A 19129-nucleotide genomic window follows, 5' to 3' on the forward strand; every position below is an offset into this window, starting at 1 on the left:
AGGCAGGTCAAATGATCCTGGAAACGCTATCGGATGCTTGAAATTTCCCGTTTCATTAAGCCTATGCCAAACTAACCCGCATATAGACAAGGTGAAAACTCTCTAATGGCCGATTGGCAGTCCCTCGATCCCGAGGCCGCTCGTGAAGCGGAAAAATATGAAAACCCTATTCCTAGCCGTGAACTGATCCTGGCGCATCTCGCCGATCGGGGTTCGCCTGCTAGCCGCGAGCAGTTGGTCGAAGAGTTCGGTCTGACCACCGAGGACCAGCTCGAAGCCCTGCGCCGCCGTCTGCGCGCCATGGAGCGCGACGCTCAACTGATCTACACCCGGCGCGGCACCTATGCGCCGGTGGACAAGCTCGACCTCATCCTGGGCCGCATCGCCGGTCACCGTGACGGCTTCGGTTTCCTGATTCCGGACGACGGCAGCGATGACCTGTTCATGAGCCCGGCACAAATGCGCCTGGTGTTCGACGGTGACCGGGCCCTGGCCCGCGTGTCCGGCCTGGATCGTCGTGGTCGCCGCGAAGGCGTGATCGTCGAAGTGGTGTCCCGTGCCCATGAAAGCATCGTTGGCCGTTACTTCGAAGAAGGCGGTATCGGTTTTGTCGTGCCGGATAACCCGAAGGTTCAGCAGGAAGTGCTGATTACCCCGGGCCGTAATGGCGCCGCCAAGGTGGGTCAGTTCGTCGAGGTGAAAATCACTCATTGGCCAACTGCGCGCTTCCAGCCACAGGGCGATATCGTTGAAGTGGTCGGCAACTACATGGCGCCGGGCATGGAAATCGACGTTGCGCTGCGCACCTACGACATTCCTCACGTCTGGCCCGAGGCTGTGCTCAAGGAAGCCGCCAAGCTCAAGCCGGAAGTCGAAGAGAAAGATAAAGAAAAACGCATCGATCTGCGCCATCTGCCGTTCGTTACCATCGACGGCGAAGATGCCCGCGACTTCGACGATGCGGTCTATTGCGAAGCCAAGCCCGGCAAGCTGCGCCTGTTCTCCGGCGGCTGGAAGTTGTTCGTCGCGATTGCCGACGTGTCCAGCTACGTGAAGATCGGTTCGGCCCTGGATAACGAAGCCCAGGTGCGCGGCAACTCCGTGTATTTCCCTGAGCGCGTGATTCCGATGCTGCCTGAGCAGCTGTCCAACGGCCTGTGCTCGCTGAACCCGAAAGTCGACCGTTTGGCCATGGTGTGCGAGATGACCATCTCCAAAACCGGCGAAATGACCGACTACCAGTTCTACGAAGCGGTGATCCACTCCCAGGCGCGCCTGACCTACAACAAGGTCAGCACCATCCTGGAAACGCCGAAGACCAGCGAAGCCAAGGCGCTGCGTAGCGAATACGCTGGCGTGGTGCCGCACCTCAAGCAGTTGTACTCGCTGTACAAGGTGTTGCTGGGTGCCCGCCACGTGCGTGGCGCGATCGATTTCGAGACCCAGGAAACCCGGATTGTCTTCGGTTCCGAGCGCAAGATCGCTGCAATCACCCCGACGACCCGCAACGATGCGCACAAGCTGATCGAAGAGTGCATGCTGGCAGCCAACGTGGCCACCGCCGAATTCCTCAAGAAGCACGAGATTCCTGCGTTGTACCGCGTGCACGACGGCCCGCCGCCGGAGCGTCTGGAAAAACTGCGGGCCTTCCTCGGCGAGCTCGGCCTGTCCCTGCACAAAGGCAAGGACGGCCCGACGCCGAAGGACTACCAGGCACTGCTGGCGAGCATCAAGGACCGTCCGGATTACCATGTGATCCAGACAGTGATGCTGCGCTCCCTGAGCCAGGCGGTGTACAGCGCCGACAACCAAGGCCACTTCGGTCTGAATTACGAGGCGTACACCCACTTCACCTCGCCGATCCGCCGTTACCCGGACCTGCTCACGCATCGCGCGATCCGCAGCGTGATCCATTCCAAGCAGAACACCCCGCACGTCAAGCGCGCCGGTGCCATGACTATTCCGAAGGCGCGGATCTATCCGTACGACGAGGCGGCCCTGGAACAGTTGGGCGAGCAGTGCTCCATGAGCGAACGCCGCGCCGACGAAGCCACTCGCGACGTGGTGAACTGGCTCAAGTGCGAGTTCATGAAAGACCGCGTGGGCGAGTCGTTCCCAGGTGTGATCACTGCCGTGACCGGCTTTGGTTTGTTTGTCGAACTGACCGACATCTACGTCGAGGGCTTGGTGCACGTCACCGCCTTGCCGGGTGATTACTACCACTTCGACCCTGTGCACCACCGCCTGGCGGGCGAGCGCACCGGTCGCAGCTTCCGCCTGGGCGACACCGTGGAAGTGCAGGTCATGCGCGTCGACCTCGATGAGCGCAAGATCGACTTCGGAATGCCTGACAAACCCGCCGAAGCACCGACTGGCCGTAAAAAACGTGGCGGCGAGACCGCAACGCCTGCGACCAGGGGTAAAGGCGCTCCTGCAAAAACCGCAGAGCCTGAGCCAGCCAAGGCCGGTCGCCGTTCGTCTGTCAAGGACAAGGCTCCCGAAGCCTACCGCCCCAGCGACGCGGCGGCGAAAAACGCCGAACTGCGCAAGAGCCGCGAATTGAAGCAGCAGTTGCTCAACGAAGCCAAAAGCGGTGGTAAAGCGGCGTCTGGGGGAAAGTCCCACGGGGCGGAAAAGCCATCGAGCAAGCCGAGTAAACACCGTAAAGGCCCGCCAAAGGCGGGGTCGGCCCCCGCGAAAAGCGGCGGGTCGCGCAAACCTAAGGCCAAGTCATGAGTCTGGAAAAAATCTACGGCGTGCATGCCGTAGAGGCACTGCTGCGTCACCACCCCAAACGTGTCAAGCAAGTGTGGTTGGCGGAAGGTCGCAGCGAGCCCCGTGTGCAAGCGCTGGTCGAACTGGCCACCCAGAACAAGGTTGCCATCGGCCAGGCCGAGCGGCGCGAAATGGACGTGTGGGTCGAAGGCGTTCACCAGGGGGTGGTGGCGGACGTCAGCCCGAGCCAGGTCTGGGGCGAGGCGATGCTCGACGAACTGCTCGATCGCACCGAAGGCGCCCCCCTGCTGCTGGTGCTGGATGGCGTGACCGACCCGCATAACCTCGGCGCCTGTCTGCGTTCGGCCGATGCCGCCGGTGCATTGGCGGTGATCGTGCCCAAGGACAAGTCGGCCACCCTGACGCCCGTGGTGCGCAAGGTGGCCTGCGGCGCGGCGGAAGTGATCCCGTTGGTGGCGGTGACCAACCTGGCGCGCACCCTGGAAAAACTCCAGCAGCGCGGCCTCTGGGTGGTCGGCACGGCGGGCGAGGCCGAGGTCAGCATCTATGACCAGGACCTGACGGGCCCGACGATCCTGATCATGGGCGCCGAAGGCAAGGGCATGCGTCGCCTGACCCGCGAGCATTGCGACTACCTGGTCAAGCTGCCGATGGCGGGCAGCGTCAGCAGCCTCAACGTCTCGGTGGCCACCGGCGTGTGCCTGTTCGAGGCGCTGCGCCAGCGTAGCGTCAAGGCTGTGGCCAAAAAGCCCTGATCCAGACGCGTATCAAATGTGGGAGCGAGCTTGCTCGCGATGACGGTGCCGCCGTGACGTAAACGTCGACTGGCACGCCGCTATCGCGAGCAAGCTCGCTCCCACAGTGTTTGTGCAAGGTGAGATTCGGTGGTTGTTCAAATAATCGCCAATTGCCTTGCGCCGCCCTCGGCCCTTCTCTACAATTGCGCCCCTTGCTGTGATGGCAGGCACTTATGTGTCTAGCGTCCACAAGTCCATAAGTGTCATTCACTCCTTGTCTGACCGTTTTTGAGCGGCAGGCTACAACCCGTAAGGAGCATTCATGCGTCATTACGAAATCATCTTTTTGGTCCACCCGGATCAAAGCGAGCAAGTCGGCGGCATGGTTGAGCGTTACACCAAGCTGATCGAAGAAGACGGCGGCAAAATCCACCGTCTGGAAGATTGGGGCCGTCGTCAACTGGCCTACGCAATCAACAATGTTCACAAGGCTCACTACGTGATGCTGAACGTTGAGTGCACTGGCAAGGCCCTGGCCGAGCTGGAAGACAACTTCCGCTACAACGATGCAGTGATCCGTAACCTGGTCATCCGTCGCGAAGAAGCCGTCACCGGCCAATCCGAGATGCTCAAGGCTGAAGAAAACCGCAGTGAGCGCCGTGAGCGTCGCGACCGTCCTGAGCACTCTGACAGCGCCGATGGCGATGACAGCGATAGCGACAGCGACAACAGCGATAACGCTGACGAGTAATCCACGGACCTTTTAAGGAGCCAATCACATGGCACGTTTCTTCCGTCGTCGTAAATTCTGCCGCTTCACCGCTGAAGACGTGAAAGAGATCGATTACAAAGATCTCAACACTCTGAAAGCCTACGTATCCGAGACCGGCAAAATCGTTCCAAGCCGTATCACCGGTACCAAAGCTCGTTATCAGCGTCAGCTGGCCACCGCTATCAAGCGCGCCCGCTTCCTGGCCCTGCTGGCCTACACCGACAGCCACGGCCGCTGAGACCGGGCAGTCGACGAGTAGTAAGGGATTGAATGCATGCGCGCCTTAGCTGACTTCATCATGCGGGGACGTGTGCAGGCCACGTTGGTTGTGGCCGGATCCGCGGCATTGCCGCTGTTGTTCTGGTTGAGTGCCGCCGCTGGGTGCCTTGTGCTCCTGCGGCGCGGTTCGGACGCCTTGAGCGTCCTGGGTATCGGGTTGTTGTCAGCGTTGGTGAGCTGGTACTTCCTGGAGGACCCGACAACACTTCTGGTGTTGCTCGGGGCTGGTGGCCTGGCGTTGGTTTTGCGCGCCGGCCATACCTGGAACCGCGTGCTGCTGTGCAGCGTGGCCGTGGGGTTGTTGTGTGCGGTGAGCCTGGGAACTGTATTCAGTTCCTTCATCGAGTCACTGGCGCAGACGTTCGAACACGTCCTGCCGCTGGCGATGGGTGAGGTCTACGAGACATTCTCGGCAGACCAGAAGGCGTTTCTCACCGCCCTGAGCGCTCCGCTGATGATCATTTCGATAGCGTCTTCGCTGCAGATCTTTAGCGTGCTGTGCCTGATTCTTGGGCGCTATTGGCAGGCGTCGTTGTATAACCCCGGTGGTTTCGGTCGCGAGTTTCGCACCATCCGATTCCCCAAGAGCGTGGCGCTGTCACTGCTGGCCGTCATGTGTGTCGCTCCGTTTTTCGGGCTGCATGCACTGATCCTGTTGCCGTTGTGCAGTGTTGCGCTGGTCTTCGCCGGCCTGGCCCTGATTCACGGCCTGGTGGCGCAGAAGCGACTGGCCACGTTCTGGCTGGTGGGGATATACGTGACGTTGTTGCCTTTCATGCACTTGCTCGGTCCGTTGCTCGTGGTCTTGGCCATCGTTGACAGCCTGATTGATTTTCGCGGTCGTATGGCGCCGAAAGACGCCGACAACGCGAACGGTGAAGGTTAAAAGTTAGAGGATTTTCACATGCAACTGATCCTTCTGGAAAAAATCGCCAACCTGGGCAACCTGGGCGACAAAGTAAACGTTAAGGCCGGCTACGGTCGTAACTATCTGCTGCCTTTCGGCAAAGCCACCGCTGCGACCGCCGCCAACCTGGCTGCGTTCGAAGAGCGTCGTGCCGAGCTGGAAAAAGCCGCCGCAGACCGTAAGGCATCGGCTGAAAGCCGTGCTGCCCAACTGGCCGAGCTGGAAGTGACCATCACTGCCACCGCTGGCGACGAAGGCAAGCTGTTCGGTTCTATCGGTACTCACGACATCGCTGACGCACTGACCGCCTCCGGCGTTGAAGTGGCGAAAAGCGAAGTTCGTCTGCCGAACGGCACCATCCGCAACGTAGGCGAATTCGACGTAGCCGTGCACCTGCACGCCGAAGTTGAAGCCACCGTACGCGTTGTCGTGGTAGCAGCCTAAGCAACACCTGTCGGTTGGCACCCTCGGGTGCTAGCCGGTAACATCGGGCACGATCCTGTTTACAGGTCGTGCCCTTTGTCTTTCTGCAATTGCTGAATTTCATAACCAGACGTGGCCATGAACGAAATCACCGCTCCCGAGCAATACGATCTGCAAACCGCTGCCCTGAAGGTGCCTCCGCATTCCATCGAGGCCGAACAGGCCGTGCTCGGTGGCCTGATGCTGGACAACAACGCCTGGGAACGCGTGCTCGATCAGGTCTCCGACGGCGATTTCTACCGACATGACCACCGCCTGATTTTCCGTGCTATCGCCCGTCTGGCCGATCAGAACATGCCGATCGACGTCGTCACCCTGGCCGAGCAATTGGACAAGGAAGGGCAGACGTCCCAGGTTGGCGGCCTCGGTTACCTGGGCGAACTGGCGAAAAACACGCCGTCGGTCGCCAACATCAAGGCCTATGCGCAGATCGTCCGCGAGCGGGCGACCTTGCGTCAGTTGATCGGCATCAGCACCGAGATCGCCGACAGCGCTTTCAACCCGGAAGGTCGCACCGCCGCCGAGATCCTCGACGAAGCCGAACGGCAGATCTTCCAGATCGCCGAGGCTCGGCCGAAAACCGGCGGCCCGGTGAGCGTCAACGACCTGTTGACCAAGGCCATCGACCGCATCGACACCTTGTTCAACACCGACAACGCCATCACCGGCCTGTCCACCGGCTACACCGACCTCGACGAGAAGACCAGCGGCCTGCAACCGTCCGACCTGATCATCGTCGCCGGCCGTCCGTCCATGGGTAAGACCACCTTTGCGATGAACCTGGTGGAAAACGCCGTGCTGCGCAGCGACAAGGCGGTGCTGGTGTATTCCCTCGAGATGCCAGGCGAATCGCTGATCATGCGTATGCTCTCGTCCCTGGGGCGCATCGACCAGACCAAGGTCCGTTCCGGCCAATTGGAAGACGACGATTGGCCGCGCCTCACCTCGGCGGTCAACCTGCTCAACGACCGCAAGCTGTTCATCGACGATACGGCCGGTATCAGCCCGTCGGAAATGCGCGCCCGGACCCGGCGCCTGGTGCGTGAGCACGGCGATATCGCCCTGATCATGATCGACTACCTGCAGCTGATGCAGATCCCCGGTTCCAGCGGCGACAACCGGACCAACGAGATTTCCGAAATCTCCCGTTCCCTCAAGGCCCTGGCCAAGGAATTCAACTGCCCGGTGGTGGCGCTCTCCCAGCTGAACCGTTCCCTGGAGCAGCGCCCGAACAAGCGCCCGGTGAACTCCGACTTGCGGGAATCCGGAGCGATCGAGCAGGACGCCGACGTCATCATGTTCGTCTACCGCGACGAGGTGTATCACCCCGAGACGGAGCACAAGGGCATCGCCGAAATCATCATCGGCAAGCAGCGGAACGGCCCGATCGGCTTCATCCGCCTGGCGTTTATCGGCAAGTACACGCGCTTCGAAAACCTGGCACCGGGTAGCTACAATTTCGATGACGATGAGTAAGTTCTTCGTCGTCTGATCCGGCCTCATCGCGAGCAAGCTCGCTCCCACAGAGGAATGCATTCCTCTGTGGGAAAGGGCGGGACGAGAAGTCTCCCACGGTCCGTACTGGCTAGAGTCGGAATCGAGCTTTTAGTCCCGCCCACCCCTTCAAGTCTAAACATACAAGCGAGCTTGCTCGCGATAGGTGCGCCGCCGATTTCCGACCATAGCCGTCGGAATTGGTCAAAATTTGTGCTATATTCCGCGCCCGCGATTTTTCATCCTTTATACCGGTCATCGACATGCAAGCAGCCAAGCCGTTATTTGACTATCCCAAGTACTGGGCCGAATGTTTCGGCCCGGCGCCGTTCCTGCCCATGAGCAGGGAGGAGATGGATCAGCTCGGCTGGGATTCGTGCGACATCATCATCGTGACCGGTGATGCCTATGTCGATCACCCGTCGTTCGGCATGGCGATCATTGGCCGTCTGCTGGAAGCCCAGGGCTTTCGTGTCGGGATCATTGCCCAGCCGAACTGGCAGTCCAAAGACGACTTCATGAAGCTTGGCGAGCCCAACCTGTTTTTCGGTGTCGCGGCCGGCAACATGGACTCGATGATCAACCGCTACACCGCCGACAAGAAAATCCGTTCCGATGACGCCTACACCCCCGGTGGCCTGGCGGGCAAACGGCCGGATCGCGCGAGCCTGGTCTACAGCCAGCGCTGCAAGGAAGCCTACAAGCACGTGCCGATCGTGCTGGGTGGTATCGAAGCGTCGCTGCGCCGCATCGCCCATTACGACTACTGGCAGGACCGGGTGCGCAACTCGATCCTGATCGACGCCTGCGCCGACATCCTGCTCTACGGCAACGCCGAGCGGGCGATTGTCGAAGTCGCCCAGCGCCTGTCCTATGGTCACAAGATCGAAGACATCACCGACGTGCGCGGCACCGCATTCATCCGTCGTGATACGCCGCAAGGCTGGTACGAAGTCGATTCCACGCGCATCGACCGCCCGGGCAAGATCGACAAGATCATCAATCCGTACGTGAACACCCAGGACACTGCCGCCTGCGCCATCGAGCAGGAGAAGGGGCCGGTTGAGGACCCGAGCGAAGCCAAGGTCGTGCAGATCCTGGCGAGCCCGAAAATGACCCGGGACAAGACCGTGATTCGCCTGCCGTCGGTGGAAAAGGTCCGTGGCGACGCGGTGCTCTATGCCCACGCCAACCGCGTGCTTCACCTGGAAACCAACCCGGGTAACGCCCGCGCCCTGGTGCAGAAGCACGGCGAAGTCGACGTCTGGTTCAACCCGCCGCCCATTCCGATGACCACCGAAGAAATGGACTACGTGTTTGGCATGCCTTACGCGCGTGTTCCCCATCCGGCGTACGGCAAGGAGAAGATCCCGGCCTACGAGATGATCCGTTTCTCGGTGAACATCATGCGTGGCTGCTTTGGTGGCTGCACCTTCTGCTCGATCACCGAGCATGAAGGCCGGATCATCCAGAACCGCTCCGAAGAGTCGATCATCCGCGAGATCGAAGAGATCCGCGATAAGGTCCCGGGCTTCACCGGGGTGATTTCCGACCTCGGCGGCCCGACCGCGAACATGTATCGCATTGCCTGCAAGAGCCCGGAAATCGAATCCGCGTGCCGCAAGCCGTCCTGCGTGTTCCCGGGCATCTGCCCGAACCTGAACACCGACCATTCTTCGCTGATCCAGCTGTACCGCAGCGCCCGGGCCTTGCCTGGGGTGAAGAAGATTTTGATTGCCTCCGGCCTGCGTTACGACCTGGCGGTCGAGTCGCCGGAATACGTCAAGGAGCTGGTGACCCACCACGTCGGCGGCTACCTGAAGATCGCGCCGGAGCACACCGAGGAAGGCCCGCTCAACCAGATGATGAAGCCGGGCATCGGCAGCTATGACAAATTCAAACGGATGTTCGAGAAGTACACCAAGGAAGCCGGGAAAGAGCAGTACCTGATTCCCTACTTCATCGCCGCCCACCCGGGCACCACCGACGAAGACATGATGAACCTGGCGCTGTGGCTCAAGGGCAACGGTTTCCGGGCCGACCAGGTGCAGGCGTTCTATCCGTCGCCGATGGCCACGGCCACCGCCATGTACCACTCGGGCAAGAACCCGCTGCGCAAGGTCACCTACAAGAGCGATGCGGTGACCATCGTCAAGAGCGAGGAGCAGCGCCGCCTGCACAAGGCCTTCCTGCGGTATCACGACCCCAAGGGCTGGCCGATGCTGCGTGAAGCGTTGACCCGCATGGGCCGCGCCGACCTGATCGGGCCGGGCAAGAACCAATTGATCCCGCTGCACCAGCCAGCCACCGACAGCTACCAGAGCGCCCGTCGCAAGAACTCGACGCCAGCCGGCAGCCACAAGGTGGGCAAGGAAACCACCAGGATCCTGACCCAGCACACCGGCCTGCCGCCGCGGGCCAGCGATGGCGGCAACCCGTGGGACAAGCGCGAGCAGGCCAAGGCCGCGGCTTTCGCCCGTAACCAGCAGGCGGCCAAGGAGCGCAAGGATGCGGCCAAGGGCAAGGGGCCGAAACCGGCGCGCAAGCCTGTCGTGCCACGCTAACGGGTCAATCCACGATGTAAAACGCCAGCCTCAGTGCTGGCGTTTTGCTTTCTAGCGACGGTGCTGCCCGTTTGTTATCGTGGCGCCGCCCCGCAATGTAAGACGAAATGCGGAGCCCTTTGTGGCGAGGGAGCTTTGCTCCCGCTCGACGGCGTAGGAGCTGTCGAGCGAAGCGAGGCTGCGATCTTTCCCCGGACACTTGAATCCCAAGCGAAAGATCAAAAGATCGCAGCCTTCGGCAGCTCCTACAGAGCCAGCAGGGATAAATTTCCCCCACCATAGGGTTCAGTGTGGATAAAGACTCACTTCCGATTCTCAAGGACGATTCATATGAGCAGCGCTACAACGGGCATCGGCATGGACCTGAGCTTCTCCCAGTTCATGGCCCGCAAACGCATCGAAAGCCAGATCAACCTGCCGCGCCTGTTTGCTGCCATTGACGCCGATCCTGGCATCGCCGGGGCGGGCGTGGTGTATGTCGATTCCGAATACAACGTCGTGACCCTGCGCGAGTTCAAGCCGATTTGCAGCATCGCGCCCAAGCGCATCATTCTGCGCGAGGCGAAAAAATACATCGCGCCGCAGCAGTTCATCGATCAGGTCAAAAGCAGCCCCCGCGAGTCCAAGCTCGGGCTTGAAGCGACCAATGCCGGCTTGTCCTGTGTCGCCGCGGTGATCGGTTGGGTGGTGGTGTTCAGTGGCAGCGTCGCGGTGCCCTTTACGGCGGGGGCAAGTGCCTTTGTCGTTGCCCTGGGCGCCGCTGCCGCGACGGCCAGTACCGCGCAATGCGTCATTGGCGGGATGCGGGTGGCCAATGAGCTGACCAATCCGACCGGCAACGATGAGATGAACGACGCCGACTGGTACAACATCGTGTCGCCGATCCTTGACGGGGTTTCCCTGGTGGGGGTCGGTGGCTCGGCCCTGACGACTGTCCGGCTGCTCAAGGCCAACAAGGCGGCCGCCACCGGAAAGAGTTGGTATCAGTTGCTCAAGGGGCTGAATCGGCAAGAGCGCAGCAAACTGACCAAGGAGCTGTTGACGCTGAAGGACCCGAGTCTGACCGCGAAGCTGCTCAAGCTGCAGCAACGCGCGGGAGCCCTGCCCAAACGTTATTCGTCTGCCGAGATCAGGCACGCGACGCTGACACAGATAAAGGACTCCCTGGGAGGCGCGCTGGGGGTCATTGGCAGTTATACCGGCGATGGCGCCGTGAAGACGGTTGCCGTCGGCCTGTACGAGGAGTTCACGGAATGATCGGGGGCGGATCGCTGAAGCCGTTCCTCGCCCGTTATTTTCCGGTGTTCATGGGGACGATCCTGCTGGGCTGCTTTTCCGGGTCCACGCTGCTGGTGTTGGCCGGGGCCACGTATTGGCGTGCCCTGGAGCCGTCAGCCAGGACCGACTATGTCGGGCTCGGCACCTTGGCCCTGGTGCTCGTCCTGGTCCTGAGCAACCTCTTGATCGCTCGCGGGCGCGCCTGGGCGGTCTGGTGGGTGGCGGGGTATTTCCTGGCCTGTCTGGCGGCGGTGCTGCCGACGTTCGCTTATGGAGCGCATCAGGGCGTGTACCTGTTCGCTGTGCTGTTGCCACTGCTGGGGCTGTTACTGCTCAACAGCAAGCGTCATCGGGAAATGCGCAGCAAACTCGTCGATATCCGCCGCCAACGCGCGCTGATCATTCAGGCCGCCAAAGCCTCACGCCCGCGTCGCTGAGTCGATTCGCGCCGCATTTATGTGCATTCCTTTACAGATGAATACGGGCATCGCGCGTTTTTAGTGCTCTACTGCCTTGAGTAGACAAAGAAAGTGTCGGGCCTGCCTGCATGGCATAAGTCTTGCGCCGCTTTCGATACCGCCCAGGCTCGCAGGAGGCACGTCGTGTCGATCCATGTCGCATTGCATCACGTCACGCATTACCGCTACGACCGCGCCGTCGAACTCGGCCCGCAGATCGTTCGCCTGCGTCCGGCCGCCCACAGCCGCACGCGGATTCTTTCCTATGCGCTGAAGGTTTCGCCCGAGCAGCATTTCATCAACTGGCAGCAAGATCCCCAGGGCAATTACCTGGCGCGGCTGGTATTTCCCGAGAAAACCCGGGAGCTGCGGATCGAAGTCGATCTGCTGGCGGAAATGGCGGTGTTCAATCCGTTCGACTTCTTTCTCGAGCCCTACGCCGAGAAAATTCCGTTTGCCTACGCGGCTGACGAACGCAAGGAGCTGGCGCCTTACCTGGAAACCCTGCCGCTGACGCCGAGGTTCCAGGCCTACCTGGACGGCATCGACCGCACGCCGTTGCCGGCGGTGGATTTCCTGGTGGCGCTCAACCAGCGCCTGAGCGAAGACATCAACTACCTGATCCGCATGGAACCCGGCGTCCAGACCCCGGAGCATACCCTGGAGCACGCGTCCGGCTCGTGCCGCGACTCGGCCTGGTTGTTGGTGCAGCTGTTGCGCAACCTTGGCCTGGCCGCGCGGTTTGTTTCCGGCTACCTGATCCAGTTGACCGCCGACGTGAAGAGCCTCGATGGGCCGTCCGGCACTGACGTCGACTTCACCGACTTGCATGCCTGGTGCGAGGTCTACCTGCCCGGTGCCGGCTGGATCGGCCTGGATGCGACGTCCGGGCTGTTCGCCGGTGAAGGCCATATCCCGCTGGCCTGCAGCCCCGATCCGTCCTCGGCGGCACCGATCAGTGGCCTGGTGGAGCCCTGCGAGTGTGAGTTCAGCCACGAAATGTCCGTCGAGCGGGTCTGGGAAGCGCCGCGGGTGACCAAGCCTTACACCGACGCGCAATGGCTGGCGATCCAGGCCCTGGGGCGGCAGATCGATGCCGATCTGCTGGAGGGCGACGTGCGCCTGACCATGGGCGGCGAACCGACCTTTGTCTCCATCGATGACCCGGACGGCGCCGAGTGGAACACCGCGGCACTCGGGCCGGACAAGCGCCGGCTCTCAGCCGAGCTGTTCCAGCGCATGCGCAATCACTATGCGCCCAAGGGGCTGGTGCATTTCGGCCAGGGCAAATGGTACCCCGGCGAGCAACTGCCGCGCTGGTCGCTCAACTGCTATTGGCGGCGCGACGGGGTGCCGATCTGGCACAACAGCGCGTTGATCGCCGACGAGCAGGAGGATTACGGCGCCGATGGCGAACTGGCCGGACGCTTCCTGGCGAGCGTCGCCGAGCGTTTGAAGATTCCTGCGCGGTTCGTGTTTCCGGCCTACGAAGACAACTTCTATTACCTCTGGCGCGAAGGCGCACTGCCTTCGAACGTCACGGCCGAGGACCCACGCCTGGAGGACGCTCTGGAGCGTGCACGGTTGCGCAAGGTCTTCAGCCAGGGCCTGGACAAGGTCATCGGCCAGGTCCTGCCGTTGGCTCGTACCGCCAAGGGGGATCAATGGCAAAGCGGTCGCTGGTACCTGCGGGACAACCACTGTCGCCTGGTGCCGGGGGATTCGCCCCTGGGGTATCGCTTGCCGCTGGCGTCCCAGCCTTGGGTGACGGCGGCCGAGTACCCGTTCATCCACCCCACCGACCCGAACCAGGACTTGCCCGAGCTGCCCGGTACCGAGCAACTGGCGCGGCACGGCGAGGCGGCGACCGAGCAGGAGCGTGTCCCGGAGATCGACAAGTCCGCCGACTGGCTGACCCGCACCGCTTTCTGTGCCGAGGCCCGCGAAGGCCGGCTCTATCTGTTCATGCCGCCGCTGGAGCGGGTCGAAGATTACCTGGAACTGGTCAGTGCCATCGAAGCGACGGCTGAGGAACTGCGGTGTCCGGTGCTGTTGGAAGGCTACGAACCGCCGAACGACCCGCGCCTGAGCAATTTCCGCATCACCCCCGACCCCGGTGTGATCGAGGTCAACGTACAACCCTCGGCGACCTGGGATGAGTTGGTCGAGCGCACTGAGTTTTTGTACGAAGAAGCGCGACAGACCCGACTGACCACCGAGAAATTCATGATCGATGGCCGGCACACCGGCACGGGCGGCGGTAACCATTTTGTACTGGGTGGCGCGACACCGGCCGACTCGCCGTTCCTGCGACGTCCCGACCTGCTGCGCAGCCTGATCAGTTACTGGCATAACCATCCGTCGTTGTCCTACCTGTTTTCCGGGTTGTTCATCGGCCCGACCTCCCAGGCGCCCCGCGTGGACGAGGCGCGCAACGACGCCTTGTACGAGCTGGAAATCGCGTTCGCGCAAATGCCACAGCCCGGCGAAGCGTGTCCGCCGTGGTTGGTTGATCGCTTGTTGCGCAACCTGTTGATCGACGTGACCGGCAATACGCACCGCGCCGAATTCTGCATCGACAAGCTCTATTCACCGGACGGCGCCACGGGGCGTCTCGGCCTGTTGGAGTTGCGTGCGTTCGAGATGCCGCCCCACGCCCGCATGAGCCTGGCCCAGCAATTACTGCTGCGGGCGCTGGTGGCGCGGTTCTGGCGCGAACCTTATGCGCCGGCGAAACTGGCGCGCTGGGGCACCAAGCTGCATGACCGTTTCCTGCTGCCGCACTTTATCGAGCAGGATTTTGCCGATGTCATCCATGAGCTGAACGCCGCCGGCTACCCGCTGCGGGCCGAGTGGTTCGCCGCACACCTGGAGTTCCGCTTCCCCAAGGTGGGCGATTACGCGGTCAGCGGTATCGAGCTGCAATTGCGCCAAGCCCTCGAGCCTTGGCATGTACTGGGGGAGGAGGGCGCGGTCGGCGGCACCGTGCGTTATGTGGATTCCTCCCTGGAGCGTTTGCAGGTCAAGCTCAGCGGCCTGGCGCCGCAACGCTACTTGCTGACCTGCAATGGCGTGCCGGTGCCGTTGCAACCGACTGGTCGGGTCGGCGAATTTGTCGCCGGGGTGCGTTTCCGAGCGTGGCAACCGGCCAACTGCCTGCAACCGACCATCCCGGTGCATGCGCCGCTGGTTTTCGACTTGCTCGACACCTGGATGCAACGTTCCGTGGGCGGTTGCCAGTATCATGTGGCCCATCCGGGCGGGCGCAACTATGACAGCCTGCCGGTGAATGCCAACGAGGCCGAGAGCCGGCGCATGGCGCGCTTCTTCCGTCTCGGGCACACGCCGGGGAAACTGCCGATGCCCAGCCTGGCAGTGGATGACGAGTTTCCACTCACGCTCGACCTGCGACGTTTCCAGGACGCATCAACAAAATAAAGAACCCGTTCGACTGCGTAGGAGCTGCGGTGTAGGAGCTGTGTAGGAGCGGTGTAGGAGCGGTGTAGGAGCTGTCGAGTGAAACGAGGCTGCGATCTTTCCCCTGCCAATTAAGTCTTGAGCGAAAGATCAAAAGATCGCAGCCTTCGGCAGCTCCTACCGGGGCGTTACTCCGCGCGCGCATCATCACAATCTTTCACCTATCCGGGCGTCATGCGCTTGCGCTAGTCTCACCTTTCATTGCCGTCTGCCGAGCTTTCCATGCCTGACCTGCTTGACCGTTACCCGCTGACGACGGGCACCTATCACGAATTAATGGACGACAGCGGTGCGGTACGTACGCACTGGCGGCGGCTGTTCGACCAGTTGCAGCGCAGCACACCGGCCCAGTTGCTCCAGCGCCAGGCCCTGCTGGCCCGGCAGATCCAGGAAAACGGCGTGACCTACAACGTCTACGCCGATCCGAAAGGCGCCGACCGACCGTGGGAGCTGGACCTGCTGCCCCATGTGATCGACCCGCAGGAATGGCAGCATCTGTCCGCCGGGATCGCCCAGCGTGCGCGATTGCTCAATGCGGTGCTGGCCGACCTGTACGGGCCGCAGCGGCTGATCAGCGAAGGGCTGCTTCCGGCGGAGCTGGTGTTCGGGCACAACAATTTCCTCTGGCCCTGCCAGGGTATCGTGCCGCCGGACGGCAGTTTCCTGCACTTGTATGCGGTGGATCTGGCGCGCACGCCCGACGGCCGCTGGTGGGTCACGGCGGACCGGACCCAGGCGCCTTCGGGGGCCGGGTACGCGCTGGAAAATCGCATGATCGTTTCCCGCGCCTTTCCCGACTTGTATCGCGACTTGAAGGTGCGGCACCTGTCCGGATTTTTCCGCACCTTGCAGGAAACCCTGGCGCGACAGGCACCCAGCGACGGCGAGTCGCCGCTGGTGGTGCTGTTGACGCCGGGGCGGTTCAACGAAAGCTATTTCGAACACCTGTACCTGGCGCGCCAGCTGGGCTATCCGCTGGTGGAGGGCGGCGACCTGACGGTTCGCGATGCTACGGTCTACCTCAAGACTCTCAGCGGCCTGCGCCGGGTCCACGCCATCATGCGCCGGCTCGACGACGATTTCTGCGACCCCCTGGAGCTGCGCACCGATTCGGCCCTCGGCGTGCCAGGGTTGCTGGAAGCCGTGCGCCAGGGCCGGGTGCTGGTGGCCAATGCCTTGGGCAGTGGCGTGCTGGAGTCGCCGGGCCTCCTGGGCTTTCTGCCGAAGATCAACCAGTACCTGTTCGGCGAAGAACTGCTGCTGCCGTCCATCGCCACCTGGTGGTGCGGTGAGCCGCCGGTGTTGGCCCAGGCCCTGGAAAAATTGCCGCAACTGTTGATCAAGCCGGCGTTTCCTTCCCAGAGTTTCAGCCCGGTGTTCGGTCGCGACCTGAGCGAGGCGCAGCGCGGCCAACTGGCGGCGCGCATGCAGGCACGGCCTTATGCCTATGTCGCCCAGGAACTGGCGCAACTGTCCCAGGCACCGGTCTGGCAGGCCGAAGATGGGCAAATCCAGCCCCGGGCGATCGGCATGCGCATGTATGCCGTGTCCGGCAAGGATGATTATCGGGTGCTGCCGGGTGGCCTGACCCGGGTGGCCGCCGAGGCCGATGCCGAAGTGGTGTCGATGCAGCGCGGTGGCGCCAGCAAGGACACCTGGGTCTTGGGAGAGCAGGCGCCCGGCGGTGAACAATGGAAGGCCCAGCGAACCGTGGGGGTCCATGACCTGGTTCGACGGGATCCGTACCTGCCTTCACGGGTGGTGGAAAACCTGTTCTGGTTCGGCCGCTATTGCGAACGTTGCGATGACAGCGCGCGGTTGTTGCGGATCATGCTGGCGCGTTATGTCGATGGCGACGACCCGCAGGCCCTGCAATCGGCGGTGGCGCTGGGCGAAAGCCTGATGCTGCTGCCCGAAGAGGGCGAACTGCCCGAGCGTTTGCTGGCGGCTCTGCTGGGGGACGACTGGTCGTTCAGCCTGCGCTCCAACCTGCAGCGTTTGCAATGGGCCGCCTCGCAAGTGCGCGGCAAGCTGTCCCGGGAGAACTGGCAGGCGCTGGTGGAACTGCAGCGCGAAGCCATGGAACTGGAAACCGAGGAAGCGGACTTCGGCGAGCTGCTGGATTTCCTCAATCGGCTGGTGATGTCCCTCGCGGCGTTGTCCGGGTTCGCCCTGGATGACATGACCCGCGACGAAGGCTGGCGCTTCCTGATGATCGGTCGGCGCCTGGAGCGCCTGCAGTTTCTCAGCAGCAGCCTGGCGGCGTTCCTGCGCAGCGATGCGGTATTCGATCAGGCCGGGCTTGAGTGGCTGCTGGAACTGGGCAACAGCAGCATCACCTACCGTTCGCGTTATTTGGCGGTGGCCCAGTTGATCCCGGTGCTGGACTTGCTGCTGCTGGACGAACAGAACCCCCACGCGGTGCTCTTCCAGTTGAAGCTGGTGAGCCGCACGCTCAAGCGCTTGAACGATGATTTTGCCGCGCCCAGGGAAACCGCCTTGCCGGACCTGGTCGCACGCCTGTCACGCTTTGACCTGCGTTGCCTGGAAAACCCATTGTTCGGCGAAGCCAGCCTGCGCGCCGCACTCGATGGGCTGGCCGACCTGTTGCAGGAAGTGGCCGATGCCAGTGGCCAAGTGTCCGATCGCCTGGCCTTGCGTCATTTCGCCCACGTCGATGACGTCAGCCAACGCACGGTGTCCGTCTGATGAGCGCTCGTTACCAGATCCTCCACGATACCCATTACCACTACGACAGCCCGGTGTCCCTGGCCCAGCAGCTCGCTCATCTGTGGCCTCGGGCCTGTGACTGGCAGCGTTGCACCGAACAGCAACTGTTGATCAGCCCGGAACCGACGACCCGGCGCGATGAACAGGATGTGTTCGGCAACCCGCTGACCCGGCTGGCCTTTGAACGGCCCCATGACGAGCTGCTGGTCAATGCCCGCCTGAGCGTCGAGGTGCTGGCCCGTCCCGAGCTGGATTTCAACCTGTCCCCGGCCTGGGAGTCGACCCGCAACGCGCTGACCTACAGTGGCCGGCCATTGGCGGCGCCGTTGCTGGAGGCGTGCCGTTATCGTTTCGAATCACCGTATGTGCATCTCAAGCGCAGCTTCGTCGAGTTTTCCGAAAGCTGCTTCCCGCCGGGACGACCGTTGATGGTCGGCGTTCGAGCGCTGATGGAGAAGATTTTCGAGGAATTCACCTTCGACGCCGAGGCGACCCAAGTGGCGACGCCGCTGGTGGAGGTGCTGGAACGGCGGCGGGGCGTATGCCAGGACTTCGCCCACCTGATGCTGGCCTGCGTGCGTTCTCGCGGCCTGGCGGCGCGTTACGTCAGCGGCTACCTGCTGACCCAGCCGCCGCCCGGCCAGCCCCGGCTGATTGGCGCCGATGCGTCCCACGCCTGGGTCTCGGTGTATTGCCCGGTGTTGGGGTGGGTGGATTTCGACCCGACCAACAACGTCCAACCGGCCCTGGAACACATCACCCTGGCCTGGGGCCGGGATTTTTCCGATGTGTCACCGTTGCGGGGGGTGATCCTGGGGGGCGGTGCCCATGATCCTGAAGTGCGGGTGACGGTGATGCCGTTGGAATCATGAACACTGTGTGAACCCTGTGGGAGCGAGCTTGCTCGCGATGACGTCGTGTCAGCCAATGAGGAGGTTGACTGTTAATCCGCTATCGCGAGCAAGCTCGTTCCCACAGTGTGGATCGGATCATCGGGCCCTGGGGGAATCAGGCGTCGGGAGCCTGATCTTTCGGTGCATCGACATCGTCTTCTGCTGCTACTTCGCCTTCGCTATCCGGGCTCAGTGCGGCTTCTTCTTCAGCTGTGGCTTTCTTGCGCTGCAGCTTTTCCTCTTTCTTCTGCTCCTTGGCCAAGTCTCTCTGACGTTTGGCGAAGGAATAATTGGGTTTGGCCATGGGCGATCCTCTGGGGT

At 62.2% G+C, this 19129-nt stretch carries 14 protein-coding genes; 13 read left to right on the forward strand and 1 reads right to left on the reverse strand.

Translation table 11 applies throughout. From position 1 onward, the window contains the following. Positions 1-105: 105 nt before the first annotated feature. The 13 genes from rnr (at position 106) to BLQ55_RS17910 (ending at position 18787) form a co-directional block, all read left to right on the forward strand. Positions 106-2736 carry a ribonuclease R gene (rnr, locus tag BLQ55_RS17845; protein WP_092205315.1) on the forward strand — a complete coding sequence of 877 codons (2631 nt, stop codon included), beginning with the start codon at positions 106-108 and terminating at the stop codon, positions 2734-2736. Continuing rightward, the gene (gene rlmB, locus BLQ55_RS17850; protein WP_077506233.1) at positions 2733-3491 is read left to right on the forward strand and encodes a 23S rRNA (guanosine(2251)-2'-O)-methyltransferase RlmB; all 759 of its coding nucleotides are present in this window, start codon (positions 2733-2735) and stop codon (positions 3489-3491) included. The genes rnr and rlmB overlap by 4 nt, the downstream gene beginning before the upstream one ends. A gap of 304 nt (positions 3492-3795) precedes the next feature. Beyond that, positions 3796-4224, forward strand: a complete 429-nt coding sequence (gene rpsF, locus BLQ55_RS17855; RefSeq protein ID WP_003186395.1) for a 30S ribosomal protein S6 — start codon at positions 3796-3798, stop codon at positions 4222-4224. A gap of 28 nt (positions 4225-4252) precedes the next feature. Beyond that, positions 4253-4483 (forward strand): 30S ribosomal protein S18, encoded by a 231-nt coding sequence (rpsR, locus tag BLQ55_RS17860; RefSeq protein WP_002551829.1) that lies wholly within the window; start codon positions 4253-4255, stop codon positions 4481-4483. Positions 4484-4519: 36 nt separating this feature from the next. After that, entirely contained in the window at positions 4520-5410 is an 891-nt protein-coding gene (locus BLQ55_RS17865) for a YybS family protein (protein ID WP_092205316.1), read from the forward strand. Between the two features lie 18 nt (positions 5411-5428). Next, positions 5429-5875: a 50S ribosomal protein L9 gene (rplI, locus tag BLQ55_RS17870; RefSeq protein ID WP_003186385.1), complete on the forward strand. Its 447-nt coding sequence runs from the start codon at positions 5429-5431 to the stop codon at positions 5873-5875. Positions 5876-5992: 117 nt separating this feature from the next. Continuing rightward, positions 5993-7390, forward strand: a complete 1398-nt coding sequence (gene dnaB / locus BLQ55_RS17875) for a replicative DNA helicase (RefSeq protein WP_027911801.1) — start codon at positions 5993-5995, stop codon at positions 7388-7390. Between the two features lie 281 nt (positions 7391-7671). Beyond that, positions 7672-9972 carry a YgiQ family radical SAM protein gene (locus tag BLQ55_RS17885; RefSeq protein WP_092255569.1) on the forward strand — a complete coding sequence of 767 codons (2301 nt, stop codon included), beginning with the start codon at positions 7672-7674 and terminating at the stop codon, positions 9970-9972. Between the two features lie 330 nt (positions 9973-10302). Continuing rightward, positions 10303-11229, forward strand: a complete 927-nt coding sequence (locus BLQ55_RS17890; RefSeq protein WP_092255573.1) for an Ssp4 family T6SS effector — start codon at positions 10303-10305, stop codon at positions 11227-11229. After that, positions 11226-11687 (forward strand): hypothetical protein, encoded by a 462-nt coding sequence (locus BLQ55_RS17895; RefSeq protein ID WP_092255576.1) that lies wholly within the window; start codon positions 11226-11228, stop codon positions 11685-11687. Before BLQ55_RS17890 ends, BLQ55_RS17895 begins: the two co-directional genes overlap by 4 nt. 165 nt (positions 11688-11852) lie before the next feature. After that, entirely contained in the window at positions 11853-15146 is a 3294-nt protein-coding gene (locus BLQ55_RS17900; RefSeq protein WP_092255579.1) for a transglutaminase family protein, read from the forward strand. Positions 15147-15407: 261 nt separating this feature from the next. Then, positions 15408-17894, forward strand: a complete 2487-nt coding sequence (locus tag BLQ55_RS17905) for a circularly permuted type 2 ATP-grasp protein (protein ID WP_092205321.1) — start codon at positions 15408-15410, stop codon at positions 17892-17894. Further along, entirely contained in the window at positions 17894-18787 is an 894-nt protein-coding gene (locus tag BLQ55_RS17910; RefSeq protein WP_060739409.1) for a transglutaminase family protein, read from the forward strand. Before BLQ55_RS17905 ends, BLQ55_RS17910 begins: the two co-directional genes overlap by 1 nt. A 136-nt stretch (positions 18788-18923) precedes the next feature. Here the strand turns inward: BLQ55_RS17910 and BLQ55_RS17915 are convergent, their stop codons facing one another. Then, the gene (locus tag BLQ55_RS17915) at positions 18924-19112 is read right to left on the reverse strand and encodes a hypothetical protein (RefSeq protein ID WP_092205322.1); all 189 of its coding nucleotides are present in this window, start codon (positions 19110-19112) and stop codon (positions 18924-18926) included. Between the last annotated feature and the right edge of the window lie 17 nt (positions 19113-19129).

Source organism: Pseudomonas sp. NFACC13-1 (assembly GCF_900104425.1).
Classification (GTDB): Bacteria; Pseudomonadota; Gammaproteobacteria; order Pseudomonadales; family Pseudomonadaceae; genus Aquipseudomonas; species Aquipseudomonas fluorescens_AA.